This is a genomic window from Streptomyces sp. NBC_01775, assembly GCF_035917675.1.
Taxonomy (GTDB): Bacteria; Actinomycetota; Actinomycetes; order Streptomycetales; family Streptomycetaceae; genus Streptomyces.
The window spans coordinates 1,758,481-1,774,780 of sequence record NZ_CP109104.1 but is presented as its reverse complement, the minus strand read 5'-3'; the positions used below and the strand labels follow the sequence as shown (position 1 = coordinate 1,774,780).

15 protein-coding genes are annotated in these 16,300 nt (G+C 71.2%); 8 read left to right on the top strand and 7 right to left on the bottom strand.

The genetic code is table 11. From position 1 onward, the window contains the following. Positions 1 to 403: 403 nt before the first annotated feature. The 4 genes from OHB04_RS08140 to OHB04_RS08125 form a co-directional block, all read right to left on the bottom strand. Positions 404 to 1,018, bottom strand: coding sequence for a methyltransferase family protein (locus OHB04_RS08140; protein WP_326807153.1), 615 nt, complete (start codon positions 1,016 to 1,018; stop codon positions 404 to 406). Next, complete coding sequence (locus OHB04_RS08135) at positions 1,015 to 1,752, bottom strand: cation transporter (protein WP_326807152.1); 738 nt, start codon at positions 1,750 to 1,752, stop codon at positions 1,015 to 1,017. Before OHB04_RS08135 ends, OHB04_RS08140 begins: the two co-directional genes overlap by 4 nt. 2 nt (positions 1,753 to 1,754) lie before the next feature. After that, positions 1,755 to 2,090, bottom strand: coding sequence for an ArsR/SmtB family transcription factor (locus OHB04_RS08130; RefSeq protein WP_326687032.1), 336 nt, complete (start codon positions 2,088 to 2,090; stop codon positions 1,755 to 1,757). 440 nt (positions 2,091 to 2,530) lie between these two features. Beyond that, positions 2,531 to 3,178: a TetR/AcrR family transcriptional regulator gene (locus OHB04_RS08125; RefSeq protein ID WP_326687031.1), complete on the bottom strand. Its 648-nt coding sequence runs from the start codon at positions 3,176 to 3,178 to the stop codon at positions 2,531 to 2,533. A 303-nt stretch (positions 3,179 to 3,481) separates the two neighbouring features. Between OHB04_RS08125 and OHB04_RS08120 the strand changes: the two genes are divergently transcribed. Genes OHB04_RS08120 through OHB04_RS08105 form a run of 4 tightly spaced genes read left to right on the top strand, consistent with a single transcriptional unit; the run spans position 3,482 to position 8,313 of the window. Next, positions 3,482 to 4,069, top strand: a complete 588-nt coding sequence (locus tag OHB04_RS08120; RefSeq protein WP_326807151.1) for a 2Fe-2S iron-sulfur cluster-binding protein — start codon at positions 3,482 to 3,484, stop codon at positions 4,067 to 4,069. Further along, on the top strand, positions 4,066 to 5,058 hold the full coding sequence (locus OHB04_RS08115) for an FAD binding domain-containing protein (RefSeq protein ID WP_326687029.1): 993 nt from the start codon (positions 4,066 to 4,068) through the stop codon (positions 5,056 to 5,058). The genes OHB04_RS08120 and OHB04_RS08115 overlap by 4 nt, the downstream gene beginning before the upstream one ends. Then, positions 5,058 to 7,193, top strand: coding sequence for a xanthine dehydrogenase family protein molybdopterin-binding subunit (locus tag OHB04_RS08110; RefSeq protein ID WP_326807150.1), 2,136 nt, complete (start codon positions 5,058 to 5,060; stop codon positions 7,191 to 7,193). The genes OHB04_RS08115 and OHB04_RS08110 overlap by 1 nt, the downstream gene beginning before the upstream one ends. Then, a complete protein-coding gene (locus tag OHB04_RS08105) occupies positions 7,186 to 8,313 on the top strand; it encodes an XdhC/CoxI family protein (protein WP_326807149.1) in 1,128 nt (375 codons plus the stop codon). Before OHB04_RS08110 ends, OHB04_RS08105 begins: the two co-directional genes overlap by 8 nt. Before the next feature lie 263 nt (positions 8,314 to 8,576). On the opposite strand, the gene OHB04_RS08100 is transcribed toward OHB04_RS08105, so the two are convergent. Next, positions 8,577 to 9,422, bottom strand: coding sequence for an IclR family transcriptional regulator (locus OHB04_RS08100; protein ID WP_326807148.1), 846 nt, complete (start codon positions 9,420 to 9,422; stop codon positions 8,577 to 8,579). Positions 9,423 to 9,645: 223 nt separating this feature from the next. On the opposite strand from OHB04_RS08100, the gene OHB04_RS08095 reads away from it, so the two are divergent. The 4 genes from OHB04_RS08095 (at position 9,646) to OHB04_RS08080 (ending at position 14,532) form a co-directional block, all read left to right on the top strand. Then, positions 9,646 to 10,236 carry a thioesterase family protein gene (locus OHB04_RS08095; RefSeq protein ID WP_326687025.1) on the top strand — a complete coding sequence of 197 codons (591 nt, stop codon included), beginning with the start codon at positions 9,646 to 9,648 and terminating at the stop codon, positions 10,234 to 10,236. Between the two features lie 32 nt (positions 10,237 to 10,268). Continuing rightward, positions 10,269 to 11,510, top strand: coding sequence for an acyl-CoA dehydrogenase family protein (locus OHB04_RS08090; protein WP_326807147.1), 1,242 nt, complete (start codon positions 10,269 to 10,271; stop codon positions 11,508 to 11,510). A gap of 68 nt (positions 11,511 to 11,578) precedes the next feature. Next, entirely contained in the window at positions 11,579 to 13,750 is a 2,172-nt protein-coding gene (locus OHB04_RS08085) for an acetate--CoA ligase family protein (protein WP_326807146.1), read from the top strand. Then, complete coding sequence (locus tag OHB04_RS08080; RefSeq protein ID WP_326687022.1) at positions 13,747 to 14,532, top strand: enoyl-CoA hydratase-related protein; 786 nt, start codon at positions 13,747 to 13,749, stop codon at positions 14,530 to 14,532. Before OHB04_RS08085 ends, OHB04_RS08080 begins: the two co-directional genes overlap by 4 nt. A gap of 339 nt (positions 14,533 to 14,871) precedes the next feature. On the opposite strand, the gene OHB04_RS08075 is transcribed toward OHB04_RS08080, so the two are convergent. Together OHB04_RS08075 and OHB04_RS08070 are read right to left on the bottom strand one after the other, a co-directional pair. Next, positions 14,872 to 15,936, bottom strand: coding sequence for a hypothetical protein (locus OHB04_RS08075; protein ID WP_326687021.1), 1,065 nt, complete (start codon positions 15,934 to 15,936; stop codon positions 14,872 to 14,874). Beyond that, positions 15,933 to 16,175, bottom strand: a complete 243-nt coding sequence (locus tag OHB04_RS08070; protein WP_326687020.1) for a hypothetical protein — start codon at positions 16,173 to 16,175, stop codon at positions 15,933 to 15,935. Before OHB04_RS08070 ends, OHB04_RS08075 begins: the two co-directional genes overlap by 4 nt. Between the last annotated feature and the right edge of the window lie 125 nt (positions 16,176 to 16,300).

Here is a 16,300-nt window from a genome sequence, read left to right as displayed (position 1 = left end):
AGGAGAGACAGTGCAGCCGACGCCTTCCTTCGGCGAGGCACGGGAAAGGTGCTTGGGGGAGTGCGAGACGCTCCTGCGGCAGCGCGGCGCATCACATCGCCGGTACCCCCGCGCCTGTCGACGTCACCGGGTCTCAGCAGGCTGAGTGCAACCGTGCGTCAGCACGTTCGGAGCACATATCTGCACACGCAGGAGTAGGGCTTCGGGTACCTCCCATGTGTCACTTTCCAGGGCGTCGTTCGGCGATGGCTCCGGGAGCCACTGGGTGAGCGTTCTCGAGATCGATATCGCTGAGTTTCGATGTCGCTCATGGGCCGGGGCGGCTTCGTCGAGGGGCGCTTCCTCGGTCGTGGTGGGAACTGGTCCGTCCCTGCGTGGCTTTGGGGCCGTCTGTCTGCTGCGGTCAGGGAGTTCGGCGGCCGATGCCGGGGAGGAAGCGTCCGGTGCGGGTGGTGTAGCCGGCGTAGTCCGGGTCGTGGACGGCTGTGAGGTAGGGCTCTTCCACGACGCGGACCTGGAGTTGGATGGCGATGACCAGCGCGGCCAGGGCGGTGAGGGAGACCCAGTTGGGCACGATCAGGGTGAGGCCGAGCGAGGCTGTGGCCATGGCGGTGAAGACCGGGTTGCGTACATGTGCGAACAACCCGTCGGTGACCAGTGCGGTGCGCTCGCCGGGGTCCACGCCCACGCGCCAGGAGGTACCCATGTTCGTCTGGGCCGCGACGGTGCCCGCCAGCCCCGCAAGCGTGATCGCCAGTCCTGACCAGTGCAGGGCGGGGGCGTCGGTTCCGGGCAGAGGGGGAAGCCCGGCGAGGGCGGCTGTCGGCGAGGCGAGGCCGCCGAGCAAGGCGGCGACGAACAGTACTCCGGCCCACCAGGAGGGCTGGCCGGGGCGGCCGGAGATGCCACGGAAGCCCGCGTCGCCGGTGCGGTGTCGCTGCTGGGCGGCGCGAACGCCGAAGGCGAAGGCTGTCCAGCCGAGGTGGAGGAGCAGCGCGGTCCATGCCCAGGCGTTCACTCCTGGTTCCCTTCTGCCGGGGTGCAGCAGCCGCAGCCGGGAGGGCAGTCGCACGCGGCCGTTGTGGTCTCGGCCGGCGTCGCTGAGGCGGGGGCGGCGCAGCAGCCTTTGCCTTTCCAGGCGTCGCGGCCCTCTTTGACGGCGACGCCGGCGATGGTGAGGGCGGCGAGGGGGTCGGCCCAGCTCCAGCCGAGGGCGGTGTTGAGGAGGAGTCCGATGAGGAGGACGGCGGACAGGTAGGTGCACAGCAGGGTCTGTTTGGAGTCCGCGACCGCGCTGGCGGAGCCGAGTTCGTGTCCGGCGCGGCGCTGGGCGGCGGACAGGAACGGCATGACGGCCAGGGACAGTGCGGCCAGGATGATGCCGGGGAGGGAGTGCTCAGCCTCGCCGCTGCCGGTGAGGGCCCGCACGGCATCGACGGTGACGTAGGTGGCGAGAGCGAAGAAGGAGACGGCGATGATCCGCAGGGTGGTCTTCTCCCGGGCATCGCGGACCTGGTGGTCGGCCGTGGAGAACTGCCAGGCGACCGCCGTGGCCGAGGAAACCTCGATGACGGAGTCCAGGCCGAAACCGACGAGTGCGGTGGAGGAGGCCAGGGCGCCGGCCGTGAGGGCCACGGTGGCTTCGATGACGTTGTAGGCGATGGTCGCGGCGACCAGCAGCCGTATCCGGCGGGCGAGCGCATCGCGACGAGCTGGGCTCGGGCCGAGGGAGAGGGATATCTCGGCGGCCATGGTCAGCAGCACCCCTTCGTGGCGGCGTCCGGGCAGGTGCGGTCGGAATCGACGGCGACCACGGCCGTGCGCAAGTCGTCCAGTGCGTGACCGAGGCGCTCGTCGGCCAGCTCGTAGCGGGTACGGCGCCCGTCGGGGAGGGCGACGGCCAGGCCGCAGTCACGCAGGCACGCCAGGTGGTTCGACAGCCTGGTGCGGGAGATGCCGAGGGCATCGGCGAGGTCGGAGGGGTAGGCGGGGGCATCGCGCAGGGCGAGCAGGATGCGGCAGCGGATCGGGTCGGCGAGCGCACGGCCGAACCGGGCCAGCACCTCGATGTCGGAGGCAACAGTCAGCACACCGCCAACAGTACATGATTTCCTGAATTCAGGAAGTCATGGATTGATTGTCCTTGTCGGGCTCGGCTGGTGCGGTGGCCCGGCTGGCCCGCGCCTGTCCGGTCGGTCGGGGCCTTCCAGCAGCGGACCACCCCAGCTCGCGCGGGGACCGCATTGCACCGGTCCACGACCCCGGCCGTGCGGGCTATAGCAAGGGCGGTTCTGCTGCCAATGGCACGATTCGTGGGACATCGATCCACGTCCCCCTCGGACACTCCAGTGAAAGCCTCTCTGGCCAGCGGAAGCGCTGTCGGAGGGGCTTTTTCGTAGCCGTAAGCAAGCACCGAGTGGGCGCGAGCGCCGTCACCGGGCCTGCGCGCGGTGCTGTGAGCGTGCACAGGCAAGAAGCGGTTCGAGGCCTTCGTCGAAGAGCCCTCGGCGAGCCAGGTGTCCGGGGGCGCTCAGTTCGCGTGAGGGGAGTTCCGCGCCCCTGCGCGGAGGCCGTTCATCACCAGGTCGAGGAGCCGGGTGGAGCGTTCCTTCCAGTGCTCGTCGGGCTCGATGGTGAACAGGCCGGTGATCGCGAGGAGGAAGTCGTCCGGGGTCACGCCCGGACGGAGGGTGCCCGCTTCCTCGCCCGCGCGGAGCAGGAGTCCGGCCGCGGCCATCAGTTCGGCCGGCGGGGGCTTCTCGCTCCCGGTTGCGCTGAGGGCCTTGTGGATCGCGTCCGCGAGGCCGGCCTTGGCCAGCGCGAACTCGGCGAGCCGGTCCATCCAGGCGCGCAGCGCCGCGTCGGGTGCCCGGGACGCGAGCAACTCGGTGGCGCTTTGCACCACTTGAGTCATCTCATGGCTGTAGATCTCCAGGATGAGCGCCTCGCGGCTCGGGAAGTTGCGGTAGAAGGTGCCCTGGCCGACGCCCGCCTTCCGGGCGATCGAACTCAGCGGGACATTCGGGGCCCGCGTCAGTTCGGCCAGCGCGACTTCCAGGATCCGCTCGCGATTGCGCAGAGCATCCGAGCGCTTCGGTCCCGCCGACTGTGCTTGATCGTTCGCCGCTTGCTGCTCCTGTCCGCTCGCTGCCTGCTCGGGTCGCTGCTGCCGGCCCATGCGCGTCCTCCTCGTGGGTGTGGCTCTCCGTGAGGGTGGCTCCGCCTGCGGCGTGCTGCCGTTCCGGGCGGCCTGCGCTGAGTTCTCTTGCGTACCGGACAACCGTCCGGTACGTTTCCCTGGTAGCGGACAGTTGTCCGCTTGGATCACTGTACCGGTGGTTACAGCGGACGAGTACCACGCGACGGCAACTACGCACCCGCCTTCCCTCCCGCACCGTCTCATCCGGCATCCCGAACCTCTCGGGCCACCGGCCACCACCTCTCGGACTCCTGTCTCCGGGCACGTTAAAGAGGGCCGACCATGAATCCACCCGACTCCTCCGACTCGTCGACGCAGAGTGCCATCACGTTGCACATCAACGGTGAGAAGCACGCGCTGACCGTCGACCACCGCACCACCCTGCTCGACGCCCTGCGCGAGCGCCTCGATCTGACCGGCACCAAGAAGGGCTGCGACCACGGTCAGTGCGGAGCCTGCACCGTCCTTGTCGACGGCCGCAGGTCCGTCGCCTGTCTGCAACTCGCCATCGGCACCGAAGAGCGGGAGGTCACCACCATCGAAGGGTTCGCCGAGCAGGGCGAATTGCACCCCGTGCAGCAGGCGTTCCTCGATTTCGACGGCTTCCAGTGCGGCTACTGCACTCCTGGGCAGATCTGCTCGGCCATCGGCGTGATCGAGGAGCACGCGGCCGGCTGGCCGAGCGCCGTCACCGGCGACGTACGGCCCGAAGCGGGTCCGCCGCCGCTCTCGCCCGAGGAGATCCGGGAGCGGATGAGCGGCAATCTGTGCCGCTGCGGCGCGTACGTGTCGATCGTTCAGGCTGTCGGACATGCCGCGGCCGAGCACCCTGCGGCCGAGCGCGAGGCGAACGAGGAGGCGGCGGCATGAGGGAGTTCAGCTACCGGAGGGCGACCGATGCCGCAGGCGCGGTAGCACTGCTGGACGCCGATCCGCGGGCCCGCTTCCTCGGTGGCGGTACCAATCTCGTCGACCTCATGAAGGCCGGCGTCGAGCGCCCGGAGCGGCTCGTCGACATCCGCGAGCTGCCGCTCGACGGCATCGAGCCCACGGACGACGGTGGCCTGCGCATCGGCGCGACCGTCACCAACAGCGACCTCGCGGCACACCCCGACGTCCGCCGCCGTTACCCGGCGTTGGCTCAGGCCGTCCTGGCCGGGGCTTCGGGGCAGTTGCGCAACATGGCCACGGTCGGCGGCAATCTGCTGCAACGCACCCGCTGCGGCTACTTCACCGACCTCAGCCGGCCCTGCAACAAGCGGGAGCCCGGCAGCGGCTGCCCCGCGATCGCCGGCGAGCACCACAACCACGCGATCCTGGGCGCCTCGGAGCACTGCGTGGCCGTGCATCCCTCCGACATGGGGGTCGCGCTCGCGGCGTTCGACGCGGTCGTGACGTATGAAACAGCGCAGGGACCGGGCGAGTCGGCGCTCGCCGACTTCCATCTCCCGGTGGGCGACACCCCGCACAAGGAGACAGCGCTGCCGCCGGGTGCGCTGATCACCGGTGTCACGCTGCCTCCTGCTCCCGTCGCGGCCCGGTCCCGCTACCGGAAGGTGCGCGAGCGCGCCTCGTACGCCTTCGCCGTCGGGTCCATCGCCGCGGCACTCGATGTGCGAGGCGGTGTCGTACGAGAGGTGCGGCTGGCCTACGGCGCCGTGGCGTCCCGGCCCTGGCGGGCACGGAAGGCCGAGGAGTTCCTGCGTGGGGAGGCGGCCGACGCCGAGAGCTTCGCCGCCGCGGCGGACGCCGAGCTGGCGGACGCCAGGCCGCTCGCCCACAACGGCTACAAGGTGACGCTGCTGCGCAATCTCACCGTGGCCGCCTTGACCGAGCTCGCCGAGGAGGGAGAGGCCTGATGACCTCCACCATTCCCGAACGTACACAGGCGAAGGGCGCCGTCGGCACCGCGCACACCCGCGTCGAGGGACGGGACAAGGTCACCGGCGCCGCGCGGTACGCGGCCGACATCCCCTTCGCCGAACTCGCCCACGGCAGCCTGGTGCTGTCCACCATCGTCCGTGGCCGCATCCGCGCCGTCGACGACGCCGCCGTGCTCGCGATGCCCGGTGTCCTCGCCGTACTGCACCATGACAACGCGCCGCGCGTCCGCACGGATTACGGCAGCATCATGGGCATGGTGCCCGACCCGACCGTCGGCGCCTTCCAGAACGACCGTGTGCCGCACGAGGGCTGGCCCGTCGCCCTTGTCGTCGCCGAGACGCCCGAGCAGGCCAGGGCAGGCGCCGAAGCGCTGGTCGTACGCTACGAACAGGAGCCGCACGACGCGGCGTTCGCCGGGGACCGCTCCGACGCCCAGCCGATGGGCGGCGTCATGCCCCCGACAACGGGCAAGGGTGATCTGGCGGCAGGGCTCGCCGCGTCCGCCTTCGTCGTCGACGCGGAATACACCACCCCCGAAGAGCACCACAACCCGATGGAACCGCATGCGGCGGCAGCGCGCTGGGACGACGGCAGGCTGGAGGTCGTCGACTCCAACCAGGGCGCCGCCTGGGTCGCGGCGGACCTCGCGAACCTGTTCTCGCTCGATCCGGCCGCGGTACGGGTCCGCTCCGAACATGTCGGCGGGGGCTTCGGCTCCAAGACCGTCCGGGTGCACCAGGTGGCGGCGGTGATGGCGGCCACCGTGCTGCGGCGGCCGGTCCGCGTGGCGATGACCCGCCGGCAGATGTTCACGCTCACCGGCCACCGCAGCCCCACCGCGCAGCGGGTCAGGCTCGGCGCCGACGCGGAGGGCCGGCTGCGCGCGCTGGAGCACCGCTCCGTCAGCCGGACCTCCGCCGTCTACGATTTCGCCGAGCCGGCCGCCGCGGCCGGCCGGTCCCTGTACGACGCCGAAGCGCACCACACCGACGTCCGGGTCGTCCACCTCGACGTCCCCACCCCGACGTCCATGCGCGCACCGGGTATGGCCCCCGGGGCCTTCGCCCTGGAGTCGGCGCTCGACGAACTCGCTGAGAAGTGCGGTGTCGACCCGATCGCCCTGCGGGTACGCAACGAACCCGAGACAGGCCCGGTGACCGGACTGCCGTTCGCGGGCCGCAACCTGATCGGCTGCTTCGAGGAGGGCGCCCGCAGGTTCGGCTGGGCCGACCGTGATCCCCGGCCCGGACTGCGCCGCGAAGGACGGTGGCTGCTCGGCACCGGCACCGCAGCCGCCACCTTCCACGCGTTCGCGCTCCCGTCCACGGCGGCGGTCACGGCCTGGGCCGACGGAACGTTCACCGTCCGGATCGCTGCCGCCGACATCGGCACCGGAGCCCGGACGGCGCTCACCCTCGTCGCGGCCGACGCACTCGCCGTCGAGCCCGAACGGGTCCAGGTCCGCATCGCGGACAGCGACTTCGGGCTCGCGTGGGTGGCGGGCGGCTCGGCGGGCACCAGCTCCTGGGTGTGGGCCATCACACCGGCCGCCCGGGAAATCAGGGAGCGCCTCGCGCTCGGCGTGGACATCCCGCCGGAGGGCCTCACCGTGCGCTCGGACAGCGCCGAGGCTCTCGCCGCGCTCGCACCGGCCGAGCGCCACTCCTATGGAGCCCAGTTCGCCGAGGTCGCCGTGGACACCGCGACCGGCGAGGTACGCGTGCGGCGCATGCTCGGCATGTTCGCCGCGGGCCGTATCGTCAACCCGCTCACGGCGCGCAGCCAGTTGACCGGCGGGATGATCTGGGGCATCTCCATGGCCCTGCACGAGGAAGCGCTGCGGGACCAGACCTCGGGCGGCATCGTCGGCGCCGACCTCGCGGGCTACCACTTCGCCGCCAACGCCGACGTGGACCGCGTCGAGGCGGACTGGGTGGACGACCCCGTCCCGGGCGACCCGGTCGGCATCAAGGGGGTAGGTGAGATCGGCGTCGTGGGCGCCGCCGCTGCCGTCGCCAACGCGGTGTGGCACGCGACGGGCGTCCGGCAGCGGAACTTGCCCATCCGCCCTGACCGGGTGCTCGCGGCCACAGAGCAGCGACGTGCTTGACATCGCCGGGGAGTTGACGAAGTGGGCCGAGGACGGCCGTGCCTTCGCCGTCGCCACGGTCGTGGCCGTCTCCGGCAGCGCCCCTCGTGGTCCGGGTGCCGCTCTCGCGGTGGACGGAGAGGGGACCGTCATCGGCTCGGTGTCCGGCGGCTGCGTCGAAGGCGCCGTCCATGAACTGTGCGGACAGGCGCTCGCGGACGGCGAGCCGGTGCTCGAACGGTTCGGCTACAGCGACGAGGACGCGTTCGCGGTCGGGCTGACGTGCGGGGGAGTGATCGACATCCTGGTCACTCCGGTGGGAGCGCGGGCGCCGCAGCGCGAGGCATTCGCGACGGCCCTGCGAACGGCGGCCCGGGGCGACGGCGTCGCCCTCGCCCGGGTGGTCCGTGGGCCGGCCGAACTCGTGGGCGGGGCCCTGGCCGTACCCGCCGAGGGGCCGCACGCGGGAACGCTCGGCGATGGTGGTGGCCGGGTTGCCGAGGCCGTGGCGCACGAGGCACGCGCCCTGCTCGGCACAGGCCGCACCGGAACGCTCGAACTCTCCGAGGACGGCTCCCGCTGCCCGGGCGGGCTCACGGTCTTCGTCGAGTCGAGTCTGCCGCCGCCCCGGATGATCGTGTTCGGGGCGATCGACTTCGCGGCGGCGTTGGTGCGCGCGGGCAAGCTCCTCGGCTACCACGTCACCGTGTGCGACGCGCGCCCCGTCTTCACCACGCGGGAGCGCTTCCCTGACGCCGACGAGATCGTGGTGGACTGGCCGCACCGCTATCTGCGGGGAACGGAGGTCGACGGGCGCACCGCCTTGTGCGTGCTCACCCATGACGCGAAGTTCGACGTGCCGCTGCTCCAATCGGCGCTGCGGCTGCCTGTCGCGTACGTCGGAGCCATGGGGTCGCGCCGTACGCACCTGGACCGCAACCAGCGCCTGCGGGACATCGGCATGAGCGAGGCGGAGCTGGCGCGGCTGCGGTCGCCGATCGGACTCGACCTCGGGGACCGTACGCCCGAGGAGACCGCTGTCTCGATCGCCGCGGAGATCATCGCCGTGCGCAAGGGAGGGACCGGAATCCCGCTCAGCGCACCGGACGCACGCTCTGCGCACGTGACCGTACCCGCTTGAGCCCGCACCTCCCCACGGTGGCCGGTGGCCGACGAGAGGTGGCCGGGTGGTGATAACGAACATGCCGCGCCGTGGACAAGACGTACTCGACGCCAGGAGCGATCACGCGCAGCCTCCGACCGACGTTGCGGCGGGCGTTCATGAGCCAGGCCAGGTCCGCTCGAGCTTCCAGTGCGGACAAGTTTCCCCGACGGGAAGTGAGTTTCTACTTCCCTTCGGCCGGGGCCGGGGCCGAGTGACGGGGGTCCGGCCGGCTCCGGGCCTTACGAGCCCGGCGCGAGGCGTTCGCGGATTTCGTGGGCCGCCTGCCGGGCCCGTGCGCCGAGTTCCGCGAAGCGGGATTCGGTGACGCGGTCCCGTGGGCCCCAGACGCTGACGACGGCGAGGGGGTGGCCGTCCGCGTCGAGGACGGGAGCGGCGACCCCGTAGAGCTGGGGTTCGAGTTCGCCGACGCTGACGCTGTAGCCCTGGGCGCGGACCTCGGCGAGTTCGGTGTGCAGGGCCTGCCGGTCGGTGCGGGTCGTCTCGGTGTACTCGGCCAGCGGGCCGGAGAGCAGCGCCTCGACCTCCCCGGCCGTCTGCCAGGCGAGCAGCGCCTTGCCGGCCGAGGTGGCGTGGATCGGGACCTGGCGGCCGAGCCAGCGCGCGCTGAGCACGGCGGGCGGTACCACCTCGTCGACGTAGGTGAGGCCGAGCCGCTGGGCGACGGCGAGGTTCGCGGTCTCACCGGTGTCCCGGCACAGCCGCTCCAGCACGTCGTGGGAGCGGCGGATCAGCCCCTCCACGCTCGCGGTCGAGGCCATGCGGCTGATCGCGGAGCCGATGGTGTACCGGTTGCCGGCCGGGTCCCGTTCGACCATCGCGTGATGTTCCAGGGTGGCCAGCAGCCGCCAGGCCGTAGCCCGGTTGAGGCCGCACTCGGCGGCCAGTTCGGCGACGGGACGGCCTTCGGGGGCGCTCGCCGAGACGGCGTTGAGCAGGGCGATGGCCCGCTCCAGCGCCTGTACGCGGCCCCCGCCAGGGCGTGTCCCGCCCTGTTCGTCCAAGGCGCCCTGTCTGCCCGAAGTGCCCTGCTCGTCCAGAGCGTCCGGGGCGTGCGCCGTGTCCATTTCCGTTGTCTCCGCTCTCCTCGTCCGCTCCGGCCTCGTCCGTCCGGCACTCGTCCGTTCCGGGAAGCGTAGTCGTCCGCCTCGCTGGGGATCGCCGTGGCTCGCTGTGCCCCGCGCGGGTGGTCGCGGTACTTGACGTGCCGGAAAGTCGCCTCGTAGCGTCGCACAATGCGAACGCGCATCGCACATTATGCGATGCACGCCAGGATCTCAGGGTGGACAGATGGCAGAGAACCCGATGGCAGAGAACCCGGCACGCGTGGTCACTCCGTACGAGGGAACGGGCCACCGGCCGTGGGACGACGCGGCGCCCGTGCCGGCGCCGCTGGAGCTGCACGCCACTCCGGTACGGCCGGAGTGGGTGGACTACAACGGGCACATGAGCGAGTCGTGCTACTTGCTCGTCTTCGGCGACAACTCCGACGCCTTCTTCCGCTACCTCGGCATCGACGAGGAGTACCGGGCGAACGGCGGGTCCCTCTACACGGTGGAGACGCACCTGCACAACAAGCGCGAGGCCGCCGAGGGGGAGCCGCTCCGGCTCACGCTGCGGCTGCTCGACCACGACACCAAGCGGGTGCACCTCTTCCACGAAATGCGGCACGGTGCCGACGGCACCCTGCTCGCCACGGCCGAGCAGCTGCTGCTGCACGTCGACACGGAGCAGGCGCGCGCCTGCCCCATCCCCGGGGAACTCCTGCGCCGGCTCGGTGAGATCCAGTCCGCGCACGACGCGTTGCCCGTACCCGAAGTGGTCGGCAGACCCATGGGCATACCCGGCGACCGCAGCCGGGCCAACCGCCGGACCAGCTGAGGACCGGACGGCCAGCTGAGGAGAGGAAGAACATGGATTTCGAGCTGACCGACGAGCAGCGCATGATCGTGGAGACCGTCGGCAAGTTCGTGCGGACCGAACTGGACCCGCACGCCGACGAGGTCGAAGAACTCGACGACGTACCGCCCGAACTGGCCCGCGCCATCCGCGAGAAGGCGATCGGCGCCGGGCTGTACGCGGCGAACATGCCGGAGGAGATCGGCGGCGGCGGACTCGACGCAGTCAGCATGATCCTCGTCGAGCGCGAACTGGGCAAGACAAGCTTCGCCCTCCAGATGCTCGTCGCCCGCCCCAGCAACATCCTCGAAGCGTGCGAGGGCGAGCAGCGCACCCGCTACCTCCTGCCCGCCGTGCGCGGCGAGCGGCACGACTGCCTCGCCATGACCGAGCCGGGCGCCGGCTCCGACGTCCGCTCGATGCGCACCCGCGCCGTACACGAAAGCGGCGGTACCGGGGGCAGTGACGGCGATTCCGGGGGCGGCCATTCCGGTGGCGGGGACGGCGGTGACGGTGGGGACGGCGGTGACGCGTACGTGCTGAACGGCACCAAGCACTTCATCTCGCACGCCGACATGGCCGACTTCGCCATCGTGTTCGCGGCCACCGGTACCGAGGAGACCGCGCGCGGCACCAAGAACCTCATCACCGCCTTCCTGGTGGACCTCGACGCACCCGGTGTCGAGGTGCGGCGCGGCTCGGGGTGCGTGTCGCACCGGGGCTACCACCAGTGCGAACTGACCTTCACCGACGTCCGGCTCCCGGCCGCCCAGCGGCTGGGGGAGGAGGGCCAGGGCTTCGCGCTGATGGGGGAGTGGCTCGGCGCCAGCCGCCTCCAGGTCGCCGCCACCAGCATCGGCCGGGCCCGCCGCGTGCTCGACCTCACCCTCGACTGGGCCGCCGAACGCGAGCAGTTCGGGCAGCCCATCGGCCGGTTCCAGGGCGTGAGCTTCCCGCTCGCCGACCTGGCCACCGAGCTGGAGGCCGCCGAACTGCTGACCCTGCGCGCCGCCTGGAAGCAGGACCAGGGCACCATGACCGACCGCGACGCGGCGATGGCCAAGCTGTACGCCTCCGAGGCCCTGGGCCGCATCACCGACCAGGCGCTCCAGACCTTCGGCGGCATGGGACTCATGGCCGAGCTGCCCATCGAGCGCTACTGGCGTGACGCCCGTGTCGAGCGCATCTGGGACGGCACGAGCGAGATCCAGCGGCACATCATCTCCCGCTCCCTGCTGCGTCCCCTGGGCGCCTGATGACGCCGGGCGCCCCTCACCCTCGGGCCCGCCCGTTGAACCGCCTGCTGAGGCCTCGTCATATAGCGGTGTACGGCGGCGAGTCGGCGGCTGCGGCCATCCGCCAGTGCCGCGCCGTCGGATATGAGGGCGAGCTGTGGCCCGTACATCCCCGCCGGGACCACATCGAGGGCCTGCCGTGTCACCGCGGCACGGGCGAGCTGCCCGCGGCGCCGGACGCCGCGTTCCTCGCCGTACCGGCGGAGGCGACCGTGGGAATCCTCGGCGAACTCGCCGGGCGCGGCGCCGGCGGGGCCGTGTGCCACGCGTCCGGCTTCGCCGAGGACGGGCCGCGCGGCGCCGCGCTGGAGGACGCGCTGCGCGCCGCCGCCGGTGACATGCCGGTCATCGGGCCCAACTGCCTCGGCGTCCTCAACTACCTGGACGGTACGGCGCTGTGGGCCGACCAGCACGGCGGCGCCCGGACGGACAGCGGCGTCGCCGTCATCACCCAGAGCGGCAACATCGGCCAGAACCTCACCATGCAGCGCCGCGCGCTCCCCCTCGCCTACCTGATCACCTCCGGGAACGGTGCGGTCACAGGGACCCCGCAGCTGATCGAGGCCCTGCTGGAAGACCCGCGCGTGACCGCCATCGGGCTGCACCTGGAAGGGATCGCTGACCCCGTCGGCTTCGCCCGCGCGGCGCTGTCCGCGCTGCGGCGCGGGGTACCCGTCGTGGCGCTGAAGGCGGGCAGCTCGGCGCTGGGCGCGCAGACCACCATGAGCCACACCAGCTCCCTCGCCGGTTCGGACGTGCTGTGCGACGCCCTGTTCCAGCGCACCGGCGTCGCGCGGGTGGAGGAGATCGGCACCTTCGTGGAGACGCTGAAGCTGCTGCACGTCCACGGGCCGTTGGGCGGGCGGATAAGCGGGCCGGTGAGCGGACGGGTGAGCGGGCCGGTGAGTGGAGGCCCGGCCTCTCCGGAGCGTGCCCGGATCACCTCGGCGAGCTGCTCCGGCGGCGAGGCCGCCCTGCTGGCGGACACCGCGCAGCGGCACGGGGTCGAACTCCCCTCGCTTCCACAGGAGTTGGTCGCGCGGCTGCATGAGGTGCTGGGCGAGCAGGTGCATGTACGCAACCCGCTCGACTACCACACCTACATCTGGGGCGATTTCCGCGCGCAGCGTGAGTGCTTCACCGCGCTCCTCGGCGCGGACTGCGACGTGAACCTGCTGCTGCTCGACCTGCCACGCGCCGACCGGTGCGAGGACGGCGCCTGGACCATCACGCTGGACGCCTACGTGGCAGCACAGCGCCGGACCGGCGCCCCGGCCTGCGTGGTCGGTTCGCTGCCAGAAGGAGTGCCCGAACCGGTCGCCCAGCGGCTGATGTCGCAGGGCATCGTCCCCCTCCAAGGGCTGGCGGACGGCGTGCGGGCCATCGCCGCGGCCCACCGGATCGGTACCGCCCGGCGCACGGCGGACCGGACGCTGCCGCCACATGGCCCGCCGCTTCATGAGCCCGTACGGGACGGCGAGACGCCGGACGACGAGGAGACGCCGGACGACGGCGACACGCTGGACGGCGGCGAGACGCTGGACGAGTACGCCGGGAAGCGGGAGTTGGCGGGGTACGGCGTGCCCGTCCCGGACAGCTCCGTCGCGGCACCCGGCGAGGCCGCGCGGGCCGCCCGCGAACTGGGCTTTCCCGTCGTCGCCAAGGCTCTCGCCGCTGACATGGCGCACAAGAGCGAGGTGGGCGGCGTGCGCCTGGGACTGGCCGGTGAGGCGGCGGTGGAAGAGGCCGTATCCGCCATGGCGGGGCTCGCCGACAGGTTCCTGATCGAGCGGATGGTGCCGGACGCCGTCGCCGAACTCCTCGTCGGCGTACACCACGACCCCGCCTTCGGCCCCGCGCTGACCCTGGGCGCTGGCGGCGTGCTGGTGGAGCTGGTCCGGGACACCGCCACGTTGCTGCTGCCGGCCACGCGCGAGGAGATCGAAGCCGCGCTGTCCTCCCTGCGCGTGTGGCCGCTGCTGCGCGGCTTCCGGGGCCGCCCGGCGGGCGACGTACCCGCCGTGGTCGACGCCGTCCAGGCCGTCGCCGCCTACGTACGGGACCACCCCCAGGTCACCGAACTGGACGTCAACCCGCTGCTGGTGCTGCCCGAGGGCCGGGGCGCGATCGCCGCGGACGTACTGATCAGGCGCGCCGCGCCACACCTGAGCGAACGGGAACAACGAAAGGGAGCACCATGAACCCCGTACGGCTGGACGTACAGGACGGCGTACTGGTGATCACGCTGGACCGGCCCAAGGCCAACGCCATCGACGCAGCCACCAGCCAGGCCCTGTACGAGGGCTTCGACCGGCTGCGCGAGGACGGAACGCTGCGGGCCGCGGTGGTCACCGGGGCGGGGGAGCGGTTCTTCTCGGCGGGCTGGGACCTGAAGGCGGCGGCCGGGGGCGAGGCCATCGACGCCGATCACGGACCCGGCGGGTTCGCCGGGCTGACCGAGCTGTTCGACCTGGACAAGCCGGTGATCGCCGCGGTGAACGGACTCGCACTGGGCGGCGGCTTCGAACTCGCCCTGGCCGCCGACCTGATCGTGGCGGAGGCCCACGCGGAATTCGCCCTCCCCGAGGTGAAGGTCGGCATGATCGCCGACTCCGGCGGAGTACTGCGGCTGCCCCGCAGGCTGCCGCGCGCCGTGGCAACGGAGCTGCTGCTGACCGGCCGGCGGCTGGACGCGGTGGAGGCGGCCAGGTGGGGACTGGTGAACCAGGTTGTCGACGGGCCGGACACCGCGCTGGAGAGGGCGCTCACCCTGGCGCACACCATCCGGGAGGGCGCACCCCTGGCGGTGGCGGCCGTGAAGGAAGTCTTGCGCGCGACGGAGCAACTGGGCGTCGAGGACGCCTACGCCACGATGCGGAACACGAACCTCCCCCGCTACCGGGCCATGCTGACCTCCACCGACGCACAGGAGGGCCCCCGCGCCTTCGCGGAAAAGCGCGCACCGCGCTGGACGGGGACATGAGCGCTCGCTCCTCTGGTGCTGAGCACGGGGTGCCCCTGACTGTATTTTGCGGGGTGCGGGGTGCGGGGTGCGGGGTGCGGGGTGCGGGGTGCGGGGTGCGGGGTGCTCCCCGCAGCTCTTCGAGCGGGGAGGCCGGTCGGACCCCCGAGTTCTCGGCTTCCCCCCCCAGCCTCCGGCCGGGAGGGCCCAGAACAGCGGGACCCCCATCGCGGCGGAGCCGCATGAATGACACAGCCCCGCGCCCCTTCGGTGCTCACCCAGGCGCGGGGCACGCGTGATCCGCCGGACGCGTCCCGCGAGGGGACCACGCTCGCCTGGTACTCCAGTGGCTCCAGTACCTCAGCGAGGCGCGGGGCTGGGCCCGGGTGTCGGCGCGGGTGGGGCCGGGGCGGGGAAGGTGGGTGTGGGGCCAGGTTGCTTCTCCAGGGCTGCGGTCAGGAATTCAGGGTTCTTCTCTGCCCACTCGGCCATGTCGTCTCCCCAGCCGGGTTTTTCACCGTCCGGCTTGTGGCGGAGTTCTTCTTCCCATTTCCTCAAGTCCCAGCCCTGGTACAACTGAGTGAGCATGGGGACATGGTTACGGATGTTGTGACGTCCGTCCTGCTCTGCGACATCGGCGAACGCTCCCATGATCGCAGCGATGTATTTGATCGACCCTTCGTCGGTGCTGAGTATCGATTCGCGCTCCGCCAGGCTCCTCGGAGGGAGGTAGCCTCGGGCCTCGATCTGCTTGACCAGCGGGAAGTCGGTGTGAATTTTTCCGGGGCCGGTTGCCCAGCGGGCGAGCCGGGGGTGAATCCGGCCCAGTCCTGAACCAGCGGGGATCGGGTGACGGAACGGCTGCGGGTTATCGATCGCCTCCCACGCGATGGCGGCGACGATCGCCTTCGGGGAGATGCGCCACCTCGCGGCTTCCTGGAGGATGGTTTCTCTGTATACCTCCATCCAACTCAGGACCGCGTCCTCCGCACGGGAGAACGGTGTGCCGTCCGCACGCAACCTTCCACGACGGGGCAGCAGGTTCGCACTCATGAGCTCGTAGGAAAGCTCCGCCAGGTCCGGAGGCGGCTGACCGGGTTGGGGCGAGGGGGTAGGGAGGGAGACTTCTTTCAGCTCCCAGAAGATGCCCGAAGTGGTGCAGTGCTGCGTGCCGCCGCCCTGTTGGAGTTCATGCACTTGGCGCTGCCGTCTTTGCAGTTCGGTCGAATGAGAATGCAACCGTTGAGCCAGCGTGCGGATCCGCAGAGCAGGGGAGGTGTCGACTCCCAGCTTGTTCAGCTCCGCCCATAAGTCGTGAGCAAGCTGTTCGAGTGCGGGCGCGGCCCGCGTATGGCTGGTGACCAGATCATCGAAGACGGGCAGTTTGATGCCGGAGAAAGCGGGATTCGCTGTGGGATCGGTCATGGCTGCCTCGGCAGCGAATGGAGTTTGTCGTCAGCGTCCTGCACTGCCTTGGTCAGCTGTGTCTGCAACTCGCGTCGTAGCCCGTTCACCTCGTCCTTGAAGAGGCGACCAGCCGGACCGACCCAAGCGTTGTCGTCCATGGCACGGCAGGGCGTGTCCAAGGCGTGCCAATGGTCGTCCGACAGGCGCTGGATTTGATGGCACGCAGTCTGTGCGTCGCGGTAGTCACCGTCACCCACCTGGGGCCTCCTCGCAATCCGTGACCGATCCTCGTGGCGCTCGCTGCTTCGTGACACTAGGCCCCAGGTCGGGAATGTGGCATCCAGCACTGGTACGACGTTCGCGTCAACCGCGGCGGTACACG

What these genes read in the sequence shown, in the direction of transcription:
- OHB04_RS08135 (WP_326807152.1), bottom strand. Translation starts at nt 1,752, where the DNA reads ATGGCCGCCGAGATATCCCTCTCCCTCGGCCCGAGCCCAGCTCGTCGC.
- OHB04_RS08125 (WP_326687031.1), bottom strand. Translation starts at nt 3,178, where the DNA reads ATGGGCCGGCAGCAGCGACCCGAGCAGGCAGCGAGCGGACAGGAGCAG.
- OHB04_RS08120 (WP_326807151.1), top strand. Translation starts at nt 3,482, where the DNA reads ATGAATCCACCCGACTCCTCCGACTCGTCGACGCAGAGTGCCATCACG.
- OHB04_RS08115 (WP_326687029.1), top strand. Translation starts at nt 4,066, where the DNA reads ATGAGGGAGTTCAGCTACCGGAGGGCGACCGATGCCGCAGGCGCGGTA.
- OHB04_RS08110 (WP_326807150.1), top strand. Translation starts at nt 5,058, where the DNA reads ATGACCTCCACCATTCCCGAACGTACACAGGCGAAGGGCGCCGTCGGC.
- OHB04_RS08100 (WP_326807148.1), bottom strand. Translation starts at nt 9,422, where the DNA reads ATGGACACGGCGCACGCCCCGGACGCTCTGGACGAGCAGGGCACTTCG.
- OHB04_RS08095 (WP_326687025.1), top strand. Translation starts at nt 9,646, where the DNA reads ATGGCAGAGAACCCGATGGCAGAGAACCCGGCACGCGTGGTCACTCCG.
- OHB04_RS08090 (WP_326807147.1), top strand. Translation starts at nt 10,269, where the DNA reads ATGGATTTCGAGCTGACCGACGAGCAGCGCATGATCGTGGAGACCGTC.
- OHB04_RS08080 (WP_326687022.1), top strand. Translation starts at nt 13,747, where the DNA reads ATGAACCCCGTACGGCTGGACGTACAGGACGGCGTACTGGTGATCACG.
- OHB04_RS08075 (WP_326687021.1), bottom strand. Translation starts at nt 15,936, where the DNA reads ATGACCGATCCCACAGCGAATCCCGCTTTCTCCGGCATCAAACTGCCC.